The 21,821-nt window shown below is 69.2% G+C and carries 22 protein-coding genes; 20 read left to right on the top strand and 2 right to left on the bottom strand.

Annotated elements, in window-relative coordinates:
- Positions 1–14 precede the first annotated feature (14 nt).
- The 14 genes from BHE97_RS20170 (at position 15) to BHE97_RS14265 (ending at position 14,319) form a co-directional block, all read left to right on the top strand.
- Complete coding sequence (locus BHE97_RS20170; protein WP_058859012.1) at positions 15–1,136, top strand: ArdC-like ssDNA-binding domain-containing protein; 1,122 nt, start codon at positions 15–17, stop codon at positions 1,134–1,136.
- Positions 1,136–2,089: a bifunctional DNA primase/polymerase gene (locus tag BHE97_RS14325; RefSeq protein WP_058859013.1), complete on the top strand. Its 954-nt coding sequence runs from the start codon at positions 1,136–1,138 to the stop codon at positions 2,087–2,089. The genes BHE97_RS20170 and BHE97_RS14325 overlap by 1 nt, the downstream gene beginning before the upstream one ends.
- On the top strand, positions 2,089–2,904 hold the full coding sequence (locus BHE97_RS14320) for a DUF2637 domain-containing protein (protein WP_218867388.1): 816 nt from the start codon (positions 2,089–2,091) through the stop codon (positions 2,902–2,904). Before BHE97_RS14325 ends, BHE97_RS14320 begins: the two co-directional genes overlap by 1 nt.
- Positions 2,901–3,353 carry a hypothetical protein gene (locus BHE97_RS14315; RefSeq protein WP_087624723.1) on the top strand — a complete coding sequence of 151 codons (453 nt, stop codon included), beginning with the start codon at positions 2,901–2,903 and terminating at the stop codon, positions 3,351–3,353. The genes BHE97_RS14320 and BHE97_RS14315 overlap by 4 nt, the downstream gene beginning before the upstream one ends.
- Positions 3,354–3,448: 95 nt before the next feature.
- On the top strand, positions 3,449–4,387 hold the full coding sequence (locus BHE97_RS14310) for a hypothetical protein (protein WP_058859015.1): 939 nt from the start codon (positions 3,449–3,451) through the stop codon (positions 4,385–4,387).
- Positions 4,384–5,397: a ParB N-terminal domain-containing protein gene (locus BHE97_RS14305; protein WP_067162143.1), complete on the top strand. Its 1,014-nt coding sequence runs from the start codon at positions 4,384–4,386 to the stop codon at positions 5,395–5,397. Before BHE97_RS14310 ends, BHE97_RS14305 begins: the two co-directional genes overlap by 4 nt.
- A 50-nt stretch (positions 5,398–5,447) precedes the next feature.
- The gene (locus tag BHE97_RS14300) at positions 5,448–6,131 is read left to right on the top strand and encodes a hypothetical protein (RefSeq protein WP_058859903.1); all 684 of its coding nucleotides are present in this window, start codon (positions 5,448–5,450) and stop codon (positions 6,129–6,131) included.
- Positions 6,132–6,145: 14 nt separating this feature from the next.
- The gene (locus tag BHE97_RS14295) at positions 6,146–7,798 is read left to right on the top strand and encodes a M23 family metallopeptidase (RefSeq protein ID WP_058859017.1); all 1,653 of its coding nucleotides are present in this window, start codon (positions 6,146–6,148) and stop codon (positions 7,796–7,798) included.
- A 6-nt stretch (positions 7,799–7,804) separates the two neighbouring features.
- Complete coding sequence (locus BHE97_RS14290) at positions 7,805–8,071, top strand: DUF6112 family protein (protein ID WP_058859018.1); 267 nt, start codon at positions 7,805–7,807, stop codon at positions 8,069–8,071.
- Between the two features lie 110 nt (positions 8,072–8,181).
- Positions 8,182–8,514, top strand: coding sequence for a DUF6112 family protein (locus BHE97_RS14285; RefSeq protein ID WP_087624722.1), 333 nt, complete (start codon positions 8,182–8,184; stop codon positions 8,512–8,514).
- 41 nt (positions 8,515–8,555) lie between these two features.
- On the top strand, positions 8,556–9,977 hold the full coding sequence (locus tag BHE97_RS14280; protein ID WP_058859020.1) for a hypothetical protein: 1,422 nt from the start codon (positions 8,556–8,558) through the stop codon (positions 9,975–9,977).
- A 6-nt stretch (positions 9,978–9,983) separates the two neighbouring features.
- The gene (locus BHE97_RS14275) at positions 9,984–11,456 is read left to right on the top strand and encodes an SCO6880 family protein (protein ID WP_058859021.1); all 1,473 of its coding nucleotides are present in this window, start codon (positions 9,984–9,986) and stop codon (positions 11,454–11,456) included.
- Between the two features lie 119 nt (positions 11,457–11,575).
- A complete protein-coding gene (locus tag BHE97_RS20435) occupies positions 11,576–12,811 on the top strand; it encodes a hypothetical protein (protein WP_201791455.1) in 1,236 nt (411 codons plus the stop codon).
- Positions 12,808–14,319 carry an ATP-binding protein gene (locus BHE97_RS14265; protein ID WP_087624721.1) on the top strand — a complete coding sequence of 504 codons (1,512 nt, stop codon included), beginning with the start codon at positions 12,808–12,810 and terminating at the stop codon, positions 14,317–14,319. The genes BHE97_RS20435 and BHE97_RS14265 overlap by 4 nt, the downstream gene beginning before the upstream one ends.
- Positions 14,320–14,400: 81 nt before the next feature.
- Here BHE97_RS14265 and BHE97_RS14260 read toward each other — a convergent pair whose 3' ends face one another.
- Both BHE97_RS14260 and BHE97_RS14255 read right to left on the bottom strand, forming a co-directional pair.
- Positions 14,401–15,654: an MFS transporter gene (locus tag BHE97_RS14260; RefSeq protein WP_058859023.1), complete on the bottom strand. Its 1,254-nt coding sequence runs from the start codon at positions 15,652–15,654 to the stop codon at positions 14,401–14,403.
- A gap of 45 nt (positions 15,655–15,699) precedes the next feature.
- Positions 15,700–16,062: a metalloregulator ArsR/SmtB family transcription factor gene (locus tag BHE97_RS14255; RefSeq protein WP_197464291.1), complete on the bottom strand. Its 363-nt coding sequence runs from the start codon at positions 16,060–16,062 to the stop codon at positions 15,700–15,702.
- Between the two features lie 110 nt (positions 16,063–16,172).
- Here BHE97_RS14255 and BHE97_RS14250 point away from each other — a divergent pair, with 110 nt between their 5' ends.
- From BHE97_RS14250 to BHE97_RS14225, 6 genes are all read left to right on the top strand, one after another.
- Complete coding sequence (locus BHE97_RS14250) at positions 16,173–16,745, top strand: hypothetical protein (RefSeq protein ID WP_231902676.1); 573 nt, start codon at positions 16,173–16,175, stop codon at positions 16,743–16,745.
- Positions 16,742–18,529, top strand: a complete 1,788-nt coding sequence (locus tag BHE97_RS14245) for a TraM recognition domain-containing protein (RefSeq protein WP_058859024.1) — start codon at positions 16,742–16,744, stop codon at positions 18,527–18,529. Before BHE97_RS14250 ends, BHE97_RS14245 begins: the two co-directional genes overlap by 4 nt.
- An 87-nt stretch (positions 18,530–18,616) precedes the next feature.
- Entirely contained in the window at positions 18,617–19,063 is a 447-nt protein-coding gene (locus BHE97_RS14240; RefSeq protein ID WP_087624720.1) for a single-stranded DNA-binding protein, read from the top strand.
- A 19-nt stretch (positions 19,064–19,082) separates the two neighbouring features.
- Entirely contained in the window at positions 19,083–19,715 is a 633-nt protein-coding gene (locus tag BHE97_RS14235) for a hypothetical protein (protein ID WP_087624719.1), read from the top strand.
- Positions 19,715–19,957 (top strand): hypothetical protein, encoded by a 243-nt coding sequence (locus BHE97_RS14230; RefSeq protein ID WP_087624718.1) that lies wholly within the window; start codon positions 19,715–19,717, stop codon positions 19,955–19,957. Before BHE97_RS14235 ends, BHE97_RS14230 begins: the two co-directional genes overlap by 1 nt.
- 184 nt (positions 19,958–20,141) lie before the next feature.
- Positions 20,142–21,821 (top strand): recombinase family protein (locus BHE97_RS14225; protein ID WP_140400169.1); only part of this gene is annotated, 1,680 nt, incomplete at its 3' end.

The raw sequence follows: 21,821 nt of genomic DNA, 5'->3' as shown, positions 1-21,821 counted from the left end.
GGGAGGACACGACGATGGCGACAACACGGGAGCAGACCCAAGCCAGGCGGGAGGCCAAGCTCAACGAGCTGCACGAGCGCCTCAGCGGCGCTGTGGAACGGCTCGTCTCCGGTGAGGATTGGGCGCGGGCGCTCGCGTTCGCGGCACAGTTCAGGACTCGATCGTTCTCCAACACCCTGCTGATCTGGGAGCAGCACCAGGCCGCGTTCGAGGCCGGTCTGGTGCCCGAGCCGTTCCCGTCGTATGTGGCCGGGTATCGGCAGTGGCAGGGCCTGGGCCGGCAGGTGCAGAAGGGCCAGCCGGGGTTTCAGATTCTCGCTCCGGTGACCGGTCGCTTCGCTACCGCTACCCCGGCGGATGCGGAGTCGTGGCGCCGTCTCGGCAAGGGCGAGAAGCCCCGTGCCGGCGAGGTCGTGCGCACGCGGATGGTCGGCGTCCGCCCCGCCTACGTGTGGGACGCCTCCCAGACCGCCGGCGACCCGATCCCCGAACCACCCGCACCGAAGCTGCTGGAAGGCCGGGCCCCGGCCGGGCTGTGGGACGGGCTCACGGCGCAGGTTGAGGCGGCCGGGTTCACGGTGCTGCGGGTGCCGCACGAGGGCATGATCCACGGCGCCAACGGGATGACCGACTACACCGCGAACACCGTCGCGGTCCGGGAGAACATGGACCCGGCCGCGCAGGTCAAGACCCTCGCCCACGAACTCGGCCACGTCCTCCTGCACGGCCCCGACCAGGATGAGGCCCGGCAGCATCGCGGCATCGGAGAGGTCGAAGCCGAGTCCGTCGCGCTGATGATCGGCGCCGCCCACGGGATGGACACGTCCGGTTACACGGTCCCGTACGTCTCGACCTGGGCGGCCCGCGTCGACGGGAAAGAGCCGGTGGAAGTGGTCAGGGCCACCGGGGAGCGGGTCCGCAAGACCGCGCTGACGATCCTGGACCAGCTCGACACCGCGCAGGTCGGTGACGGCACCCCGCCAGGTCTGGACCGGGACGCCGCCCAGCGCGAGGCACCCGCACAAGCGCAAGCGTCGCCGACAGCGGAGCCGGCATCGCCGCGGCAGGCGACTCCATCGCTTGAACCGGCCACCAGACCCGCACCGGTGTCGCCGTTCGAGGGGCGGGGACTGTGATGACCAAGCACGGCGCCGTCTCCTCGGTGCTGCTGCGGATGAACGCGGCGTGGCCGCTCTCGGCCGCCTCGCGTGAGTTCGCATCCGCGGGGGTGCCGGTCTTCCCCTGCGCACCGTGGGGGAAGCGGCCGGCCACCGGACACGGCTTCCATGACGCCACCACGGACTTGGACCAGGTCGAGGAGTGGTGGCGGCAGTCGCCCGGCGCGAACATCGGTGTCCCGACCGGCACCGCCTCGGGCGCGGTCGTGGTGGACGTGGACGTGCACGGCCCGGTAGATGGCCGGACCAGTTTCGACCGCGCCGCTCGCGCCGGGCTGGTGGAGGGGTGGGAGCTGCTGGTGCGCACACCCACCGGCGGGATGCACGCCTACTACCCGGCCACACCCGGCACAGAGCAGCGGTCGTGGCAGGCGGCGCGTGCGGGGATCGACTTCCGCGGTGATGGCGGCTACATCATCGTCCCGCCCTCGGCCCGCTCCATCGACGGCACCACGGTCAGCTACCAGGTCGAGGAGGTCAATACAGGCCCCGCCAGCACGCTGGCCGCGGGACGGCTGCGGGACTTCCTCGACCCCCGCCCCACACCCCGAGCCACGCCCGCGGGTCTGGACCGAGGTGTCGATGTGTCGCGGCTGGCGGCGTGGGTCGCTGCCCGTGGCGAGGGTGAGCGGAACCGTGGCCTGTTCTGGGCAGCGTGCCGGCTCGCGGAGAACGGGCTCCCGGCCTCGGATGCCCTCGATGTGCTCACCGTGGCCGCCGGGGACGCCGGGCTCGCTGAGCGCGAGATCACCGCCACGGTCCGCTCCGCCTACCGGACCGTCCGTCCCGCGCCTGCCGGGCGCGGCACCTCGTCGCCGGGGCGGGGTGCCTCGCCGGTGGCCGCGGACGGCTGGTTCGACCGCAACACCAGCACCCGCCCGCCGATGTCGTCGAGGGTGCGGGGGCTGTGATGACCACCCCAATCATCAGCAGCAGGGTCGTGAGCAGGACCGCCGGGCGCCGGTGGGCGGTGGTGACGGCGGTATCCGGGACGGTGTTCATCGCCGCCGGCGCCTTCTGGCTGTCTTTCACCGCGCTGGCAGACCTCGCGGCCCGAAGCGGTGTCGGTGCCGGGCAGGCGTGGGCGTGGCCGCTGATCGTGGACGGCATCATCGTCGTGGCCACCGTCGCCGTCGTCGCCCTCGCAGGCCAAAGGTCGGCGTGGTATCCGTGGGCGCTGCTGATCGGCGGCGCCGCGGTCTCGGTGACCGCCAACGCCCTCCATGCCGTGGTCGCCGCCGATGCCGATGTGCCTGGGGTGCTGGCCGCCGCCGTGGCGGCGGTGCCGCCGGTGGTGCTGCTGGCGATCACCCACCTGACCGTCATCCTCACCCGACCACTCCCACCAGCCACCGACCCCCTGACTGACACGTGCATGGTCGCCCGTGACCGGGTCGCGCCGGTGGAGCATCAGATGCAGTCGTCCGTGCCCGTCGAAGCGCCTGAACCGAGTCTGCTCCCGGCGACGCCAGCGCCGGTGGAGGACGCCGCTGATGGGGACAGCGCGCCAGATGCCCCACCGCCGGTGGTCGAAACTACCCGGCACACGCGGGCCGGCGGCACGCGCTCGGACCGGCGTGAGCGCGCCGCGAGGTTGCGTGAGCAGGGGTGGTCGAACAAGCGCATCGCCCGCGAACTCGGTGTGCACCCGTCCACGGTCGGCCGCTGGTTCACGCCCGCGCACCTTCCCGACAAGCAGACCGTCGAGGAGGCGAAGACACCATGACCACCCCCACCGACCACTCCCGTCACCGGTACGAGCGCCGGCAGAACCCACCCGAGCCGACCAAGGACCACTCGGTCCGGGAGGAGCCGGAGAAGGCGGGGACGCCGGAGGCGGTGCAGGCCGCAAAGGTCGCCGCGTGCAACCGCGGGATGAACACGAAGAGCGTGGACGATGCGCGGCGGGCGCGGGGTGTGGAGTGGGTGCGCCCCACCGATCTGCTCGCCCGGCAATCCGCGATAGCCGCGGGGCGGGGTATCGACTTCGAGGTCGAACTCGCTCGCCGCACCCGCAACCTCACCGGCCACATCACGCAGACCAGCGGCCGCGGTCTCGGTAAGGCCGCGCAGGCGATCAGTGAGCGGGCGCGGCGGCTGCCGGATGTCTCGGAGTTCGGCCGCGGCAGCCGGCACCAGTCGTGGGTGAGCCGTTCGGGGATCGGGTTGGGGTGACCTGACATGCGCACCCCCATCATCACGTCGCCGTCGCCGTCCCTGACGGTGGTGTGGGGACGCGCGTGCACCTACCTGTCAGGAGGTGCCAGACCATGACCACGACAACACCCACCCACTCGCACATCGCTGACGGCGAGGGTGCTGAGGACTTCACTACCAGCGACGGGTTGCGGACGCTGCTGCACCGGCTCCACGCCGCGGGAGCGGGCTCGTGGAGCCATGATCCGGTGGCCGCGGAGCTGATGGCCCACACCGCGGCCAAGTACGAACCCCTCGCCCGCAAGCACGGCCTGGACCCGTGGGAGGCCGCGTCGGCGGCGTTCAAGGTGATGATCACCCGCGCCGCCCGTGAGGCACGCGACCCGTGGGCGGTGATCACGCACGCGGTGCGGATCACCTGCATTTTCGAAGAACGCGCCCAAGGACTGCTCTGCTCGGTCCACCAAGCGAGGCGCCCGCACGTCTCGGCGTTTCATGACCCGGAGCGGTTCTCCGACCGGGAGAACGCGCTGACCGACTATCACCCGGCTTTCCACATCACCGACACCCACAACCACGACGACGGCGCCGACGCGGAGACGGACGCTGCCGGATCAGGCTCCGATGGTGGTGGGCGCGGGTCGGATCGGGCATGCATGTCCGCGGGGTCGGCGGCCGAGGACGCCATCGCGCTGTTCACGCTGTTGGGCTGGGACCCGGCCACCGCCCGGGCCGGGGTGGAGCATGTCTGCGGGGCGCTGACAAAGACCGGCACCCGCCAGGCCGCCTACGAGGCGCTGCGGCGGGACAAGCACGCCCGCGCGCTGCTGGGCATCCCACGTTCTTCGTGGACCGCGCTGCTGCGCGCCTTGTTGGGCAACCCGCACCCCGCCTACGCCGCCACGACCGCGGGGCGGGGTGTGCTGCTGCGACTGCTGATCGGCGAGACCCTGCCGGTGCTGCTGCGCGATGACGACCTCATCCTGACCATCTCCCTGGCCGCACCCGGCACCCATGAGGACCGCGACGATTCTGGTGGTGATCGGTCGTGACCGCACCGGCCGGGTACATCGAGCTGGAGCGCACCGTCGACTCCATCCGGGTCGGGCGCCGGCACCGGACCGCGTTCGGCAACATCGACGAACTCGCCGCCTCGATCGAGCGGGACGGGCTGTTGCAGCCCATCACCATCACCCCCGACGGGGCGCTGGTGTGCGGGGCCAGGAGGTTGGCGGCGATCAAGAAGCTCGGCTGGCGCAAGGTCAACGTCTGGGTCCGCTCCGGCATATCGGACCGCCTTGGCCACCTGTTGGCCGAGCAGGACGACAACGTGCTCCACAAGCCGCTGACCCAGACCGAGGCCGCCGCCCTCTACCGCGAGCTGAAGACCCTCATGCACGAGGACGCAGCCCGGCGGAAAGCCGCGACGCAGTTCAGCGCCGACAACCAGCCTGGATCGGACGGTCCTGCAAAATTTGCAGGACCGTCGCCCGGCCCCTCGGGTATCGCCCGCGAGCAGGCGGCAGCGATGATCCCCGGTGGTGCCTCGCACACGACGCTGGAGAAGATCGGCTACCTCCAGAAGATCGCCGAAGACCCCGCCCAACCCGCCGAACTCCGAGCACAAGCAAGTGCTGCGCTGGAGCGCATCGACGCCGGCGCCCCGGTGCATCCGATCTTTGAGGCGATCCGCGCCGCCGCCCAGAGCGCGCAGGCAGAACGTGAGACCGACCTGCATCAGCTCGCCGCCGACGCCCTCGCACGCGCCAAGGACGCCAAGAAGACCCGCACGCCCCGTCCCCGGCCGGTCACCGACAATGACGGTGAGCCCGCCCAGTACCCGGTGCGGGCATTCGTGCTCACCTGGGGCGAGCTGGACCAGTGGTGGACCCACTATGACGCCCAGCACCTCGCCGCCGAGCTGAGCGATGAACAGATCGACCTGTTCTTCGCCACGGTCGAGGGCACCAGCCGCTTCGCCGAGGAACTGCGCACCCTGCGCGACCGCGACACCGCCGGCGATGAGCCGGTGCCGGCTCGCGCGCATCTGCGCGCCCTCTGACAACCAGCCTCCCTCTGGCCCGGTGGGTGGCGGGCGTGCACCTGGTGGGTATGAAGACTCCCGACCTCTCCGAACCCCGGACCCGCCGCCGACTTATCGCTGCCCTGATCGCGGCGGTCGTAGTCGTGTTGGCCGGTGTGGGCGTCTACGGCCTGATCACCGGCCCACCCAGCCACGACAACGACGAAGGCGAGACTCCTGGCCCAGTGGTGACCGCACCGTCCGATCCGGCCCCCACCACGACACCGCGGCTGCCGGTCGTGCGGACCTCGGATGATCCGCAGACCTTCGCCCGCAACGTCGCCACCGTGCTGTTCGAGTGGGACACCGCGAGCGGGTTCATGCCCCTGGACTACACCAGCGTGGTCCTCGACGTCGGCGACCCCACCGGCCAAGAGCAAGCGGGGCTCGCCTCGGACATCGCCGCCTACCTCCCATCCCGGGACGCCTGGCTGGAGCTGAGGCAGTACGCCACCGCCCAGCACCTCACCATCGACAACACCTTCATCCCCGACTCGTGGACGACCGCGGTCGAGCAGGCCCAGCCCGGTCAGCTCGCCGAGGGCACGGTCGCGGTCACGATCGAGGGCACCCGCCACCGCAAGGGACTCTGGAACGACGAACCGGTGACCTCCGAACATGCGGTGGCGTTCACGGTGTTCGTGGTCTGCGGCCCGACCTACGAGACCTGTCATCTGCTGCGGCTGTCCCAACTCGACAACCCCCTCCAGTAGGACGGTGACATGTCGTGTTGAAGAAGCTCGTCGTCGCCGCCCTCGCCCTGGCCTTCCTCGCACCCTCGCTGGTGCTGATCGGGATCGGCGTGGTGATGAACCCCGCCCTGAGCGCCACCGGCTCCTGCACCATCCCCGGCGGCTCGACCGTCACGATCGGCGACGTCCCCGACGAACTGACCGTGACGACCGCGAACGGTGAGACGTTCACGCTAAACCGGACCCAGCTCACCCACGCGGCGACGATCATCGAGACCGGCAACAGCATCGACGGCATCACCCGCGACGGCCTGGTCATCGCGCTCATGGCGGCGCTCACCGAGAGCACACTGCGGATGCTCTCTAACACCAGCGCCTACCCGGAATCCGGTGACTATCCGAACGACGGCGACGGCTTCGACCACGACTCCCTGGGCCTGTTTCAGATGCGGCCGCAGTCAGGTTGGGGCACAGTCGCCGAGCTGATGGACCCCGTCTATCAGGCGCAGGCGTTCTTCGGCGGACCCACCGGACCCAACCACCCCTCACCACGGGGACTCTTGGACATTCCCGGATGGGAACAGATGGACAAGGGCGAAGCCGCCCAAGCCGTTGAGGTCAGCGCGTATCCGGACCGGTACCGGAACTACGAGCCCGTCGCCGAATCCATCCTGACCACCCTCACCACTACAACAACGGCCGGCACGGACGCGTCTGGCGGCGATGCTGTGGTCCCGGCTGCGCAGACGACAACGGCGGGCACGTCGCGGGTGGTGTTCCCGATGCCCGAAGGCACCTGGGTGCTCACCAGCGAGTACGGGCCGCGGGTGCATCCGATCACTGGTGAGGACTCCTTCCACACCGGCACCGACTTCGCCGCCCCCGACGGCACACCCCTCCTCGCCGCAGCGGACGGCACGGTGACGGTGGCGGAGTTCTCCGGCGGCTACGGGGGCCTCATCGTCATCGAGCACACCATCAACGGGCAGACGGTCGCGACGGCGTATGCGCACATGTGGGAGCACGGCGTCCACGTCCAGGTCGGCGACCAGGTGACGGCCGGGCAGCACATCGGCGACACCGGCTCCTCGGGCAACTCGACCGGGCCGCATCTGCATTTCGAGGTCCGCCTCGGCGGCACGAACGGTGAGCACACCGACCCCGCTGTCTGGCTGAATGCCCACAACGCCGCCGACCTACCCGAGCCCGAGACCGGCGCACCCGGCGGCGACTGCGACCCCGATTCCGGGACTCCTGGTGGTGAGCCGGACCCCGTCGATGGCGACCCCGACCGCATGGTCGATGACCCGACCTCGGATGGGCAGATCACCGCACGGATGCTGCACCTCTACACCCAGACGATCGCCGCTTTCCCCGACACCTCCTGGGCCTGCTACTCACCCCGCCCCGGCACCGTCTCCGAACACCCGCTCGGGCGAGCCTGTGACGGGACGTTCGGCAACGCCATCGGCGGGGCGGCGACCGGACCAGCACTGGACCTCGGCTGGCAGGTCACGAACTGGATGCGGGAGCACGCTGACACCCTCGGCATCGACTACCTCATCTGGCAGAACCAGATCTGGTCGACTGCCCGAGCAGATGAGGGCTGGCGGCCTTACGAACGTGGCACCGACGTCACCACCCGGCACGACGACCACCTGCACGTTACCGTCCGGGCTGGGAGTTGATCGGGCATGGACGTGTTCCCCGACTTCGACGGCCTCGAAGGGATCGGTGACCTGCGCGAGGTCATCGGTGCCCTGCTGACCTTCGTGCTCATCATCGCCGTGCTGATGCTGATCGTCTGCGCCATCGTGTGGGCGCTGTCGACCGCGAACGGTCACCACGCCGCCGCCACCAGGGCAAGGATCGGCGCCTGGACCGCCCTGGGTGCCGCGGTCCTGGCCGGTAGCGGGGTGGCGTGGCTGAACTGGCTGATCGACCTCGGCCAACAACTCTGAACGCACCCCACCAGCCGACCCCTCATCGGCTCCGCCCGTGTGGGGCGGGCGGTGCACCTGATCGACGAGAACCCCCTGTCTCGCCGACGCCCCGAAGGAGCACCCCCGTCATGACCATCCTGAGCCTGATCACCGAAACCACCACCGCCGCGCTGCCGGTGGTGTTGCCGGCCAACATCGACATCAACCCGAATGATTCCGGCCTGCCGGGCATCGCCCAGCTGCGCACCATCGTCGGCGCCGTCATGACGATCGGCCTCATCCTCTCCGTCCTCGCGCTGATCGTCAGCGCGATCGTGTGGGGCTTCGGCGCCAACTCCTCCAACCCCAACCTGGCCGGCCGGGGGAAGATCGGCGTCCTCGTGAGCTGCGGCGCCGCCGTGATCTGCGGGGCGTCGGTGACGCTCATCGACTTCTTCTGGGACGTCGGCCAGCAGGTCTGACCCCACCCACTCGACTCTGCTTCCTGAAGGAGTGATCCGCGGTGGGTGTGTGCGATATCCCCCTCGTCTCGACCGTCTGCGACACCGCCGGCGAAGCCGCCGCCAGCCTGGTCTCCGCCCCGTTCGACTGGCTCGCCGGAGCGATGGGCGCCGCCGCCGGCTGGCTGTTCGAGGCCGTCTGGTCAGTCTTCGACACCACCACCCTCGTCGACGTCACCAGCGACGAGTACGTGGCGGTCTACAACATTCTCTTCGGCATCGCGATCTTCGTGATGCTGCTGTTCTTCTGCCTCCAACTCATCACCGGACTCATCCGCCGCGACCCCACCGCACTCAGCCGTGCCGCCCTCGGGCTCGCCAAGAGCGTCCTCGGCAGCTTCGTCGTGATCACGTTGACGGCGTTGTTGTTGGAGATCGTCGATCAACTCTGCATTGGCATCATCCAAGCCGCAGGCGAGACCACCGAGTCGATGGGCGACAAGATCACCCTGCTCGCCGCCGGGCTGGTCGGGATCAACATCGCCGCCCCCGGCGTCGGCGCGATCATCACCATCTTCCTCGCCGGGCTCGCGATCAGCGCAGCCGCCATCGTCTGGCTCAGCCTCCTGGTCAGGAAGGCGCTGCTGCTGGTCGCGATCGTCCTCGCACCGCTCGCGTTCTCCGGCGCCTCATGGGATGCCACCAAGGGGTGGATCAGCAAGTGGGCGATGTTCGTCATCGCCCTCATCGTCTCCAAACTCGTCCTGGTCGTCATGTTCCTCGTCGCCATCACCCAAGTCTCCGCGCCCATTGATGGTGACCTGGCATCGGTGGCCGACCCGATCGCCGGGATCGTCCTCATGGCGATGGCCGCCTTCGCCCCCTACATGACCTACAAGTTCCTGAACTTCGTGGGCTTCGACATGTACCACGCCATCGGCTCCGAACAGGACGCCAAGAACGCCCTCAACCGGCCCGTCCCCACCCCCTCGAAGCCGCAAGGCGGCGCGGAGCCGAAGAAGATCCTCGACGACAGCGGCGGAAGCAAGAGTGACAACGGCGGTGGTGGTGGAAAGAAGCCGCCGGAGCCGAAGAACCCGAAGCCGCAGGCATCCAGCGGCACTGCTGGCTCGACGGGGGCCGGTGGTGGGAAGGCGGCCGCGAGCAGCGGCGCCGGGGCAAGCGGTGGAGCAGGCGCCGGCGCTGGTGCCGCGGCGGCTGGTCCCGCAGCCGCGGCCGTGGTCGCGGCGAAGGTCGCCAAGGACGCCGCGACCGCTGGACCCAAGGCCGGCACGGCCCTGGGCAACCAGGGCGAGGCCGCCGCCGACTCCGCCGGCCAGACCGGCAGCACCCCACCGGCCGCGCAGGCGCCACCGCCATCAACGCCGGCACCGAAGACACCCACCGGCGGGTCGTCGGGTGTGGAGGTGCGTCCTCCGAAGCAGCCTCCGCCGCCTGCACCGAAGCCGACCGGGAAGGAGTGAACCCTCGTGCCTACCAAGCAGAACGAGAGTGCTGTGGCCTCGGCGGAGTTGGTGCCGGTGAAGTTCTCCCGTCTCACCCGCCGCGGGGTGTTGTTGGGGTTGTCCCTGTCGCAGCTCATCACCCTCGCCACCGGCGTCCTGTCCATCGTCGGAGCCCTCTACGCCGGGGGTGGCATCCTGCTCGCCTACACCGCACCCATCTGGGTGATCGCCGCCGCGCTGACGTGGGCCCCGATCGCCGGACGTCCGGCGGTGGAGTGGTTGCCGGTGGCGTTCTGGTGGCTCTGGCGTTCGACCGGCGGTCAGTTCCTCTATCGCCGGCGGGTCGTCACACCCCGCCCTGTGGGCACCCTCGCCCTGCCCGGTGACCAGGCGCGGCTGCGCGAGTACACCGACCCCGAGACGCAGGCGGGGATGATCCATGACCCCCATCAGCAGACGTTGACCGTGGTCTGCGAAGTGACCCATCCGGCGTTCGTGCTCCTCGATCCCGGCGAGCAGGAACGGCGCGTGACCTCCTGGGGCCGCGTCCTGGCCACCGTCTGCCGCTCCGGACGTATCGCCACGCTGCAGGTTCTCGAACGGACGCTGCCGGACTCGGGCACCGGGCTGGCCGAATGGTGGAAAGCCCACGGCACCGACGACGACACCTGGGCCGCGACCACCTACGCGGAGCTGATCGACCGCGCCGGACCCGCCGGCGAACGCCACGCCACCACCCTGTCGCTGTCGCTGGACATGAGAACCGCGGCACGGCATATCAGAACGGCTGGTGGTGGTATCCGGGGTGCGGCCGCTGTCCTGCGCCAAGAGATGTCCACTCTGGTCGCCGCGCTCCGGTCCGCTGACCTCACCCCGTCGGGATGGCTGAGCCCGGGTGAGATCGCTGTCATCCTCCGCTCGGCCTATGACCCGGCGATCGCGGCGACTTTGGAACGTCATGGCGAACTCGGCCAGTCCCTCGCCACCGCCGGCCCGGTCGCGGTCAACGAGTCCTGGACTCGGCTGCGGACCGACTCTGCCCATCACGCCGTGCTGTGGGTCTCCGAGTGGCCGCGGTCGCTGGTGTATCCGGGGTTCTTGTCGCCGGTGCTGTTGTCGACCGGGATCCAGCGGTCGTTCTCGCTGATCTGCACGCCGATCCGCTCCGATCAGGCTGCCAGGGATATTCGCAAGAAGAAGGTCGAGCACATCTCCGACGCCGCGCAGCGGGCGAAGATCGGGCAGATCGAAGACGCCGCCCAGACCGCGGAGTACCAGGACGTGCTCCAGCAGGAAGCCGACCTGACCGCCGGCCACGGCATTCTGCGCTACACCGGCCTCATCTCGGTGTCCGCGCCCACGGTCGAGGAACTCGAGGCCGGGGTCGCGGCGATCGAGCAGGCTGCCATCCAAGCCTCCTGTGAGACCCGGCTCCTGGTGGGCCAGCAGGCTGCGGCGTTCACCGCCGCCGCGCTGCCGCTGTGTCGCCGCGTCTGATCGCGCACAGTCGCCGGCCCCCAGCCCAGTGATGGCGGTGGCGTGGTGCGTGCACCTGAGGGGTGAGCCCGAACCACGGGCTCGCCCCTCTCTGTTCGCCCACCGTCTTGGAGGCTGTGATGCCTACGTTCCACGACCCGCTCGCCGATGCGGCCGAAGCCTCCGAGGCGCTGCGCGGCCTGGCCCACGCCTCCCGCGTGTTCGAGGACCCGGCCGATACCTACCGAGTGTTCGGTGACCTCGTCGCGGGGGTGCGGTCGCTGCGCCAAGTCCTCGACCAGCTCGCCACCACCCACCTGGACGCGCGGGATCGGGCGTTCGACGATGACGGCAGCGCCGCCGCGGGTGCGGCGTCCGCGCTGGCAGCGGCCGATGAGCTGCACCAGGCCGGCACGCTGCTGGATCAGGCCTACGGCCGGCTCGACGCCGCGTTCTCGCACTCCGGGCGGATCGCCTGGCACTCCGAACCGGTCGTCGACCGAGACGCCCAGCGGGAACGCCTGGCCGCACGGCTCGACGGCGACCCCACCAGTAGGACCGTGCGGGCCGGTTCGCTCGCGTTGGCGGTGTGGCCCGATGCCCCGGTGGGTGAGCATCAGCGCTACGCCTACCGGATCACCGACACCACCACCGGCCAGGCGGTGGAGGGCCGGGACCTGTTCGCCGGCGCCGGCGCCCCCGTCGACCCCGACCGCGCGCTCCGTGACCTCGCGAGCTTTCTGAGCGCGGCGGGTGAGGCTCGCCAGTACGCGCTCGACCAGCCCGGCAGCAGCCCGGAGCACGAGGGCCTGTTCCCGGTGTGGGTGTCCGAGGCCGCCCGCACCAACACCGACGCCCTGGCCGAGCTGAGCGAGCGCGAGTCCACCGAGCGCGTCGCCGGACCCGCGCAGGTGGGGCGGCGGTGGTTCAACGTGGCCTTCCTCCAGGGCGAGGAGGCCGATGCGGTACTCGATCTGATCGACCGCGACGGCACCGAAGCCGCCATCGCGCATCTGAGCGGGTACGACTATGGCGAGGAGACCACCCAGGCGGCCTTGGAGAACGGGTACGTCTACGACGACCAGCCACCCACCGGCAGCACCGACCGAACCGTCCAAGACGGCGGGTACGCGCTGACCTACAACCACGCGCTCGGGCATGTGGGGCTGTACCGGGAGTTCGACACCCCACCCGACCCCGCACTGCACGAGGCCGAGCAGCCGCCCTCGGCGGTCGTCAACGAGCAGTCACACCACGCGCCCGCACCGGATCGGGATGCGTCGGTTGCCCGGCGCGCTGCCCTCGGCGCGGACCGCGACTGGTACGCCCACCCTGCTGGCACCGCCGGCCAGTCCGGGCGAGGGCTGTCACTGTGAGCGGCGAGGGAGGCGAGCGGGAGCGGCTGCACACCTCGGTTCTCGTCGCCCCCGCCAAAGAGCGCCGCCGGCTGCGCAAGCAGCGCCGGAAGGCCGCGGCGAGGCTCCAAGCCGAACAGCACGCCGCCGAGAAGACCGCCGCCCGCGCGAAGGCCGAGACTGAGCGCGCCGAACGCCGCGCCACCACCTACCTGCCCGCCGCCGGTGAACCCGGCCCTGCCGCGCTACGCACACCGGGCCGGTTCCGCCTCCCGCGCCACCAGGACACCTCAGCGACCCTCGCCGGGGCGTATCCGTTCGTCGCCGAAGGCGGACTCGGCTCCGACGGAGTGTTCGTCGGCCAAGACCTCTACTCCGGCGGCAGCTTCGTCTACGACCCCTGGGTGCTCTACGCCCGCGGCATCATTACCGCACCCAACGTGGTGCTCGCGGGGATCGTCGGCTCCGGAAAGTCCTCCCTCGCCAAGTCCCTCTACACCCGGTCCCTGCCGTTCGGGCGCCGCGTCTACGTCCCCGGCGACCCCAAAGGCGAACACACCGCCGTCGCGAACGCGGTCGGCGGACGCGCGATCGTCCTCGGCCACGGGCTGAACACTCGCCTCAACCCCCTCGACGAAGGCCACCGTCCCGGTGGGCTGACCGATGAGCAGTGGAAGACGACCGTGGCTTCGCGGCGTCGGGACCTGATCGGCGCTCTGGCCGAGACCGTCCTGGCGCGAGGGTTGACGCCGTTGGAGCACACCGCCATCGACCTTGCCCTCACTACCACGGTGCGGGAGAACGACGTGCCGATCCTGCCCACGGTTGTCGACCACATCCTCACCCCGAGCAGCTCAGAGACGGACGCCGACGGCCGGCTGGCCGAGGACGGTCGTCTCGTCGGCCACGCCCTGCGCCGCCTGGTCGCCGGTGACCTTCAAGGCCTCTTCGACGGTCCCTCGACGGTGGCGTTCGACCCGTCACTGCCGATGATCAGCCTCGACCTGTCGCGGGTCACCGAGAACAGCACGCTCATCTCGGTGCTGATGACGTGCTCGTCGGCGTGGATGGAGTCGGCCCTGCTCGACCCCAACGGCGGGCAGCGATGGGTCATCTACGACGAGGCATGGCGACTCATGTCCCACCCCGCCCTGTTGAAGCGGATGGATGCGCACTGGCGGCTGGCCAGGCATTACGGGATCGCGAACATGCTGATCTTCCACAAGCTCTCCGACCTGGACAACGTCGGCGACGTCGGCTCAGCCATGCGCTCCCTCGCCAACTCCCTGTTGGCGAACGCAGAAACCAGGATCGTGTACCGGCAGGAATCCGACCAGCTCGGCCCCACCGCAACCGCGCTCGGACTCACCGGCACCGAACAGAAACTCCTCCCGTCGCTGGGCGTGGGTCAGGGGCTGTGGCGGATCAAGGCCAGGAGCTTCGTGACTCAGCACCAGTTGCACCCGGCCGAGCTGGAACTCTTCCGGACCGACCAGCGCTACACCGCCTCACAGGTTCAGAAATCCTGAAGCCTGATTCGTGGGAACCTGCGGATGGGGGGCCGCTTTTCAGGGTTGTGAGGGTGCGTGCTCGTGGAACATGCGCCCTCATCATTGGGCCGCAGGCTGCCGACGGCCGCTGTGGTTAGACGGCGTCGACGGGCGCGGAACTCTACGCCAGGTGAGAGCGGTGAAGAGCGCACCGAGGATACCGATTGCGACGAGCACAAGCGCGATGGCGTCGAGACCGATCGTGGCACCGAGAACACCGGCGAGAGGGTAGGTGATGAGGAAACAGGCGTGGGAGAGGGAGAACTGGGCGGCGAAGACGGCGGGTCGGGTCTGCTCAGTGCTGCCTCGACGCAGGAGCCTGGCCGATGGGGTGAGGATCGTGGAGGTCGCAGATCCCAGCAGCGCCCAGATGGCCAGCAGCGCGATCCACTGGGATGGGCCCTCCATCCAGGCGATACTCCCGGCCGTGGCGAGGAGCAAAGTGGGGAGCGCGATCCCTCCGGTGAGCATGACCGGTCTGTCTGGCAGTGTCTCCAACAGTTTCGGCATGAGGAGAGCGACGACCATCGAGCCGCCTCCGTAGGCAGCGAGTAAGAGAGCGGCGTCTGATTGAGGTCGCCCTAGCTCGCCGAGAACGAGCACGGTGGAGTTGACGATGACCATAGCGGTGGTGGTCGCGACGACGAGGTTCAGGCCCATCAGCCCGCGCAGCTCTCTATCGACCCAGAAGGCCTGTGCGCCGCGGGTAAGGCGGTTGAGGAACGGTGTCGGTGGCGGCGTCTCGATTCGCGGAAAACGAGAAGCGATGACGAGCGCTGCGGAGATGAGGAATCCGATCACAGTGCCGACAAAGAGGTTGTGGTAGCTGATCACGGTCAGCAAGGCGGCGGCGAGCGTCGGGCTCAGCAGCGATTCGAGGTCGTAGGCCAGCCGTGACAGTGACAATGCCCGGGTGTAGTCGTTCTCGTCAGGCAAGACCGAGGGGATGACGGCTTGGAATGTGGGGGTGAAGGTCGCCGAGGCGGACTGGAGCAGGAAGATCAGAAGGTAGATCTGCCACTCCTCGGTCACAAACGGCAACGAGACGGCGACTCCAGCGCGGATCAGATCGGCGCCGATGAGTACCGGCTTGCGGGGCAGACGTGCGAGTAGGGCGGTGGTCACCGGAGCGACGGCGACGTAGGCGACCATCTTGATGCTCATCGCGACGCCCATGACGATCCCGGCATTTCCGCCAGCGATGTCGAAGGCGAGCAGGCCGAGTGCGACCGTGAGCAGTCCGGTACCCAGCAGTGCGATGGCCTGCGCGGTGAACAGCTTCGCGTAGGTCGGATTCCTAAGGACGGTGAGCATGAGGTCGGGCCGATCAGATCGAGAACAAAAGGGGGGCGGCAGGCGCTACTGAGGTGTGTGGTGGTGCGGTGGTGTCTGCCCGTTGGCGATTGCGTGCTCTGCCTGCTTGATCGCCTCGACGACGACAGCGAGGGCGTGTTCGTCAGTGAGCTTGTAGAGCACGCTTGTGCCCTCCTGCCTCGTTGTGACCATCCGCGCCATCCGCAGCCGGGCGAGATGCTGGGAGACCCCGGGAGGTTTCTTGTCGACGATCTCTGCCAGTGCCTTGACCGGCAGTTCTTCGGCGCGCCGCAGTGCGAGCACGATCCTGATCCGAGTCGGATCGGACAGGATGCCCAGCACCTCCGCAGCCAGGTCGACGTATTCCGATGCCGGGTCCATCCCGCATAACTGCTTATCTGCGTTCATACGCATATACTAACACTCCTGTGAAGGCCGAGCACCGGTGAAGTGTGTTGCGCCCTGACCGCAGACGGTTCCCGGTCCTCTCTGCGGGCGTACTGGTGCACCTGGCCGGTATGGGTTCCAACGCCGATCTTCCTTCTCGCCGTAGCCGCCGCAACACGCCGCCCGATGGGCCGCCGGTGGTGTTGCCGCACGTGATCATCACCGCCGCCGAGACCGGTGCCCTGGATGTCACCATCGATGGTGCCGCCTTCCCGCCACCGGCTGAGGGGCAGGCGTGGACGCGGGGCACCTTCGGCGCCCTGCTGGACGCCATCACCGAGGACCGCACGGTCGCGGTGCGGATCGAGGTCCGCGAGAGCGACGGGACCGTGTTCACCGACCTCATCCACGTCCGCAAACCCACACCGCCACGACCCGCAGAGACCGAGCCGAGTCAACCGCGCAGCAAGCACACCAAGGCGAAGCCGGCACCGGAGCTGGTGGAGGTCACTGGTGAGGGGTTTGTGCCCGGTGAGGACATCGCCGTCGCCCTGATTGTCGCGCACACGGACGCCGCCGGCACCGGTCACGCCCGCGCCCTGCTCGATGCCAGTCGCCTCGCTGGGCTGCTCGACGATGGCGTCGGAGAGGTCGTGCTGCTGGGCCGGGTCTCGGGCACGGTCCGGGTGCGGCGGCTGCCATGACCGGCCCGGCGCCGGGCCGGCAGACCGGGAGCCTGGGCGACGAGCTGACCAACGCCGCCATCATCGCCCTGATCGGCGCGTTCGGTGTCGCACTCGTCCTGCGCGCCGCCGGCAGTGTGGCGGCGTTCCTGACCGGCACACCCCAACCCGCCGCCGGACCTGCATCCGGGCTCGGGGTGCTGTTCAACCCCACCGACCCCGCCACCGCGCTCGATGCCGAAGGGCTGAGCCCGGTCGCCTACTGGATCGTCACCGCGATCTTGCTCGGTGGCCTCGTGACGGCTGGTGGGTGGGTGTGGGTGAGGCTGCGTCGCCACTCGCGCAGGGTCGAGACCGACCCGCGACGCCTGGCCGGCACGGCCACGGCACATGAGGTCACCCAGACCGCCTCTTCGAAGGCATTGCTACGCCGAGCCACGACACTGCGCCCGTCACTCGATGAGCCGACGCCCTCCGATGTGGGATACCTGCTGGGCCGTTCACGAGGGAAGCAGGTGTGGGCCTCGGTGGAGGACTCGATCCTGCTCATCGGTCCACCCCGCTCCGGCAAAGGCCTGCATGTGGTCATCAACGCCATCCTCGACGCACCCGGAGCCGTCGTCACCACCTCCACGCGTCCGGACAACCTCACCGCGACCCTCCGCGCCCGCCAACGCGAGGGACGGCCGGTGGCGGTGTTCGACCCCCAGCACCTGGCCGAAGGCATCCCTGCCGGGATGCGCTGGTCACCGATTCGCGGCTGCCACGACCCACTCACGGCGATGATCCGCGCCACCGGCCTCGCCTCCGCCACCGGCCTGTCTGCGGGCGGGGTGGAGTCCGGCGGGTTCTGGGAAGGCAAGACCCGCACCGCCCTCCAAGCCTTGCTGCACGCCGCCGCCCTCGACGGACGGCCACCCTCAGAGTTGTTCCGCTGGACCCTCGACCCCACGGCCGCCGCCGAAGCCGTCGCCATCCTCACCAACAGCACCCAGGCGGCGACGGGGTGGGCGGACTCGCTTGGGGCGATGATCGATTCGGACCCCAAGACCCGCGACTCCATCTGGCAGGGCGTGGCGCTGGCCCTCGGTGCCCTGGCTGACCCGCGGGTGCTCGACGCGGTGTCGCCGGGGCCGGGTGAGGACTTCGACCCCGAGACCTTCATCCAAGCCCGCGGCACCCTCTATCTGCTGGCCACCGGGGCGGGGGCCGGCGCATCCGCCGCTCTGGTGGCGGCGTTCGTGGAAGACCTCATCGAAACCGCGCGCCGGATCGCGGCCCGCTCACCCGGCGCCCGTCTCGACCCACCACTGCTGCTGGCACTCGATGAGATCGGCAACCTCGCCCCATTGCCGAGCCTCCCGACGCTGATGGCCGAGGGCGGTGGCACCGGCATCACGACGCTGCCCGTGTTGCAGTCGCTCGCTCAGGCGCGGGAGAAGTGGTCCGACAATGCCGCCGGGGCGATCTGGGACGCCTCCATTGTCAAGGTGATTCTCGGTGGTGCCTCCAACTCCCGCGACCTCCAAGACCTCTCCACCCTCATCGGCGAACGTGACGAGTACACCGACTCGGTGACCCTGGGTGACCACGGCAGCCGATCCAACCAACGCTCGGTCCGCCGAGTCCCGATCCTGCCGCCAGACCGGATCAGGACGCTCCCGTTCGGCACCGGCGTCACGCTCCTACGCAGTGCCCCGCCGATCGTCACCGACCTACGACCCTGGCCCTCTCGTCCTGACGCGGCCGAGTTGACGGCCGACCGGGCAGAGGTCGAGGCACTGCTGCGTGGACCCGGCTCGTAACCGGGGCGGGCGTGGTGCGGCCTGTGCACCTGCCTGACATCAGCGGCTCCGATCGGCGGGGTCGCGTGAGTGTCAGAGGAGAGTCAAATGGCTATCCGCACCCAGGAATCGTTCTCGGGGTTCATCGCCTCAGACCCCCAGCTCAGCCAGACCTCGAAGGGTGATCCTCGGTTCTACGCCCGGGTCGGCAAGGAGCACTTCCGTCGCGAGGACGATGGGTCTTTCACCCAGACCGAGACGACCTATCACCACATGGTGATGTTCGGCCGGTCGGCCGAGCACGCGCATGACCGGTTCGCCAAGGGCGACAACTTCATCGCCGAGGGCTACACCCGCGAGGTCAACTACGAACGCGACGGCCAGGCGGTCGAGAGCGAGGAGTTCGTGGCCAAGAAGATCGGTCACGACACCGCCCGCACCCGCTACGAGGTCGACCGCACCCCACGCCGCGCAGCAGCGGAGCGGGACGCGGCCGCGTTCGATCCACCGTCCCGGCCCGCCCAGGCACCGCAGTCCACGGCCATCAGCCTGTGAACGCCGGGAGCCGAGCATCATGACCGATCACACGCCTGAGACCGATCCACCCGGCACCGACCCGACCAACGGTGAGGTGCCGGAGCTGGATGAGCCGGATGTGTTCGACGGTCCGCCGCGCGTCAGCGACGCCGATGTGCCCGAGACGCCGCACCCGGTGAACTGGAACCTGCTGTCCGCGCATGACCTGGAAACCGAATGGCTCGCGCTGAACCGGTGGGTGGACTGGCTGCGCCGCACCTACGGGCTCCCCGCCAGCGTGCTGCCGCCGTTCTGGCACCACCACCCCGAACTGGTCTGGGAACTCTCCGCGCTGCACCTGCACTGGCTGGGTGCCTACGACCCCGAGCAGAACGCTTCCGCGGCGATCGGCTGGCACCGCGACTTCGCCGACGCCCGCGCCCGCCTCCGGGACTGGGTGGCCGCCTCGGGCACCCGGATCGATCGTGACCGGCCCACCCGGCAGACCACCTGGCCCGGCGAAGAACCCGGACCGCCGGTGGAGGATGTGGTGATCGCCGACCGCGACGCCGAGTTCGTGGAATTCGTCCACGCCCAGGTCCGCAGACGTCAGGAGGCCGAGGACGAGTTCTACGCAAGCCTCGACGACGACCTCGATGTTGACCCGGTCACCGGGGAGGTGCGGGAGTGATGGGCGGCTACGTGAAGAAGACCGACCGGCGCCGCTACGAAGACCGCTCCTTCTCCGTCCGGGCCGTGCACCGGGACCCGGCCGATCTGCACAAGCTCGCCGAGGTGCTGATCCGGTTGACCTTGCAGGAGACCGGCCGCAGCCGCGCCGACCGCCGCGCCGCCGAACCACCTGAGACCTACCGCGACCCAGCCGCAGCCCTCCGCTCAGCGGCGAGTGTCGCAGGCCCGTTGGTAGAATGACACCAGCAAGCCTCGCGTACGCGGGGTGTTGTGGTCCCAAACCTCACCCGCACGGGTGGGCAACACGCACCGTGACCCGGCCGGGTCTTGTCCTACAGCCACACCGATGGCTGCTCTCACGATCAACACTCCTCCCAGGCGTCTGGGAGCGCGAGGGTCGAATCGCGTGAGAGGCAAGGACCCGATGACCACCACAACGACTGCTACCGATCCAGCCGGCAGCCTGATCGACCCGCCCATCAGCACCGCGGTCGCGATCTCCTACCTGCGGGTCTCCACCCGTGAACAGGCATCCAAGGGTGGTACCGACGAAGGCTTCTCCATCCCTGCCCAACGCGACGCGGTGCGCCGCAAAGCAGACCAGCTCGGCGCGGCGATCGTGGAGGAGTTCGTCGACGCCGGAGCCTCGGCCAAGTCCGCCGACCGGCCCGACCTGATGCGGATGATCCAATACGTCAAGACCAACAAGGTCGCCTACTGCATCGTCCACAAGGTCGACCGCCTCGCCCGCAACCGCGCCGACGACGTGACCATCCACCTCGCCCTCCAACAGGCCGGAGTCATGCTCGTCTCCGCGACGGAGAACATCGACGAGACCCCCTCGGGGATGCTGCTACACGGCATCATGTCCACCATCGCCGAGTTCTACTCCCGCAACCTCGCCACCGAGGTCACCAAGGGCATGACCCAGAAGGCCATCAGCGGTGGCACCCTCGGCAAGGCCCCAATCGGCTACCTCAACGTCCGCACCCGCGACGACCAAAGCCGCGAGGTCCGCACCGTCGAACTCGACCCCGAGCGAGCGCCCCTGATCGAGTGGGCGTTCAAGGCCTACGCCTCGGGGAACTGGACCGTCAGCCAGCTCCACGACGAACTCACCTCCCGCGGACTGGTCAGCCTGCCCACCCCGAAGCGGCCATCGAAGCCGCTGGCGGTCTCCTCGGTACATCGCCTGCTGACCAACCCCTACTACAAGGGCGATGTCGTCTACCGCGGCACCCGCTACAAGGGCACCCACCCCGCCCTCGTCCCACCCGAGGTCTGGTACCAGGTCCAGTCCGTGCTCACCGCTCACAAGACCGCCGCCGAAGCCACCCAGGTCCACGACCACTACCTCAAAGGCACCATCCACTGCGGACAATGCGGGTCCCGGCTGATCGTCTCCAACGCCAAGAACCGACACGGCAACGTCTACTGCTACTTCGTGTGCTCCGGCCGGCACTCCAAACGCACCGACTGCACCCGCGGAGCGATCCTGATCGAAGACGTCGAGAAGCTGATCGAGGACTACTACACCCGCGTACAGATCAGCCCCGCCCAGCGCGACGCCCTCTCCGGGATGCTCCACCACGAGTTCGACCGACTCATGGCCGCCGAGACCGACGAACTCGAACGCCTCACCACTCACCGAGACCGGCTCGAACACGAACAAGACCGGCTCATGCAAGCCCACTACGCCGACGCCATCCCGCTGCCCGTCCTCAAACGAGAACAAGACCGCATCCTCGGCGAACTCGATCGCCTCAACCGGCGTATCGACGCCCACCACGGCGACTACGCCGACGCCCGCGCCCACCTCGACGACGCCCTCGGACTCCTGGCCAACTGCGCCGACATCTACCAACGGTGCGACGACGCCAACCGGCGCCTGTGCAACCAAGCCTTCTTCACCAAGGTCTACATCGACGAAGACAACGAACTCCGCGTCGAGAACAACCGGCCCTTCGAGATGCTCCTCGACCCCGAGGTCAACGCCAACGCCCTCAACTGGACCCAGAACGGCGACAAGGCCCGAACCCCAGCCAACGATTCCATTGGCAAGGGTTCGAGCCTTGTGCACAGGGTGGACCTCCGTAGAGACTTT

The organism is Aeromicrobium sp. PE09-221, from assembly GCF_002174305.1.
In the GTDB taxonomy this organism is placed as follows: domain Bacteria; phylum Actinomycetota; class Actinomycetes; order Propionibacteriales; family Nocardioidaceae; genus Aeromicrobium.
This window is presented reverse-complemented; position numbering and strand designations above follow the sequence as displayed.

Coding starts and splice junctions, on each gene's coding strand:
- BHE97_RS20170 (WP_058859012.1), top strand. CDS start 15: ATGGCGACAACACGGGAGCAGACCCAAGCCAGGCGGGAGGCCAAGCTC.
- BHE97_RS14325 (WP_058859013.1), top strand. CDS start 1,136: ATGACCAAGCACGGCGCCGTCTCCTCGGTGCTGCTGCGGATGAACGCG.
- BHE97_RS14320 (WP_218867388.1), top strand. CDS start 2,089: ATGACCACCCCAATCATCAGCAGCAGGGTCGTGAGCAGGACCGCCGGG.
- BHE97_RS14315 (WP_087624723.1), top strand. CDS start 2,901: ATGACCACCCCCACCGACCACTCCCGTCACCGGTACGAGCGCCGGCAG.
- BHE97_RS14310 (WP_058859015.1), top strand. CDS start 3,449: ATGACCACGACAACACCCACCCACTCGCACATCGCTGACGGCGAGGGT.
- BHE97_RS14300 (WP_058859903.1), top strand. CDS start 5,448: ATGAAGACTCCCGACCTCTCCGAACCCCGGACCCGCCGCCGACTTATC.
- BHE97_RS14290 (WP_058859018.1), top strand. CDS start 7,805: ATGGACGTGTTCCCCGACTTCGACGGCCTCGAAGGGATCGGTGACCTG.
- BHE97_RS14285 (WP_087624722.1), top strand. CDS start 8,182: ATGACCATCCTGAGCCTGATCACCGAAACCACCACCGCCGCGCTGCCG.
- BHE97_RS20435 (WP_201791455.1), top strand. CDS start 11,576: ATGCCTACGTTCCACGACCCGCTCGCCGATGCGGCCGAAGCCTCCGAG.
- BHE97_RS14260 (WP_058859023.1), bottom strand. CDS start 15,654: ATGCTCACCGTCCTTAGGAATCCGACCTACGCGAAGCTGTTCACCGCG.
- BHE97_RS14255 (WP_197464291.1), bottom strand. CDS start 16,062: ATGAACGCAGATAAGCAGTTATGCGGGATGGACCCGGCATCGGAATAC.
- BHE97_RS14250 (WP_231902676.1), top strand. CDS start 16,173: ATGGGTTCCAACGCCGATCTTCCTTCTCGCCGTAGCCGCCGCAACACG.
- BHE97_RS14245 (WP_058859024.1), top strand. CDS start 16,742: ATGACCGGCCCGGCGCCGGGCCGGCAGACCGGGAGCCTGGGCGACGAG.
- BHE97_RS14240 (WP_087624720.1), top strand. CDS start 18,617: ATGGCTATCCGCACCCAGGAATCGTTCTCGGGGTTCATCGCCTCAGAC.
- BHE97_RS14235 (WP_087624719.1), top strand. CDS start 19,083: ATGACCGATCACACGCCTGAGACCGATCCACCCGGCACCGACCCGACC.
- BHE97_RS14230 (WP_087624718.1), top strand. CDS start 19,715: ATGGGCGGCTACGTGAAGAAGACCGACCGGCGCCGCTACGAAGACCGC.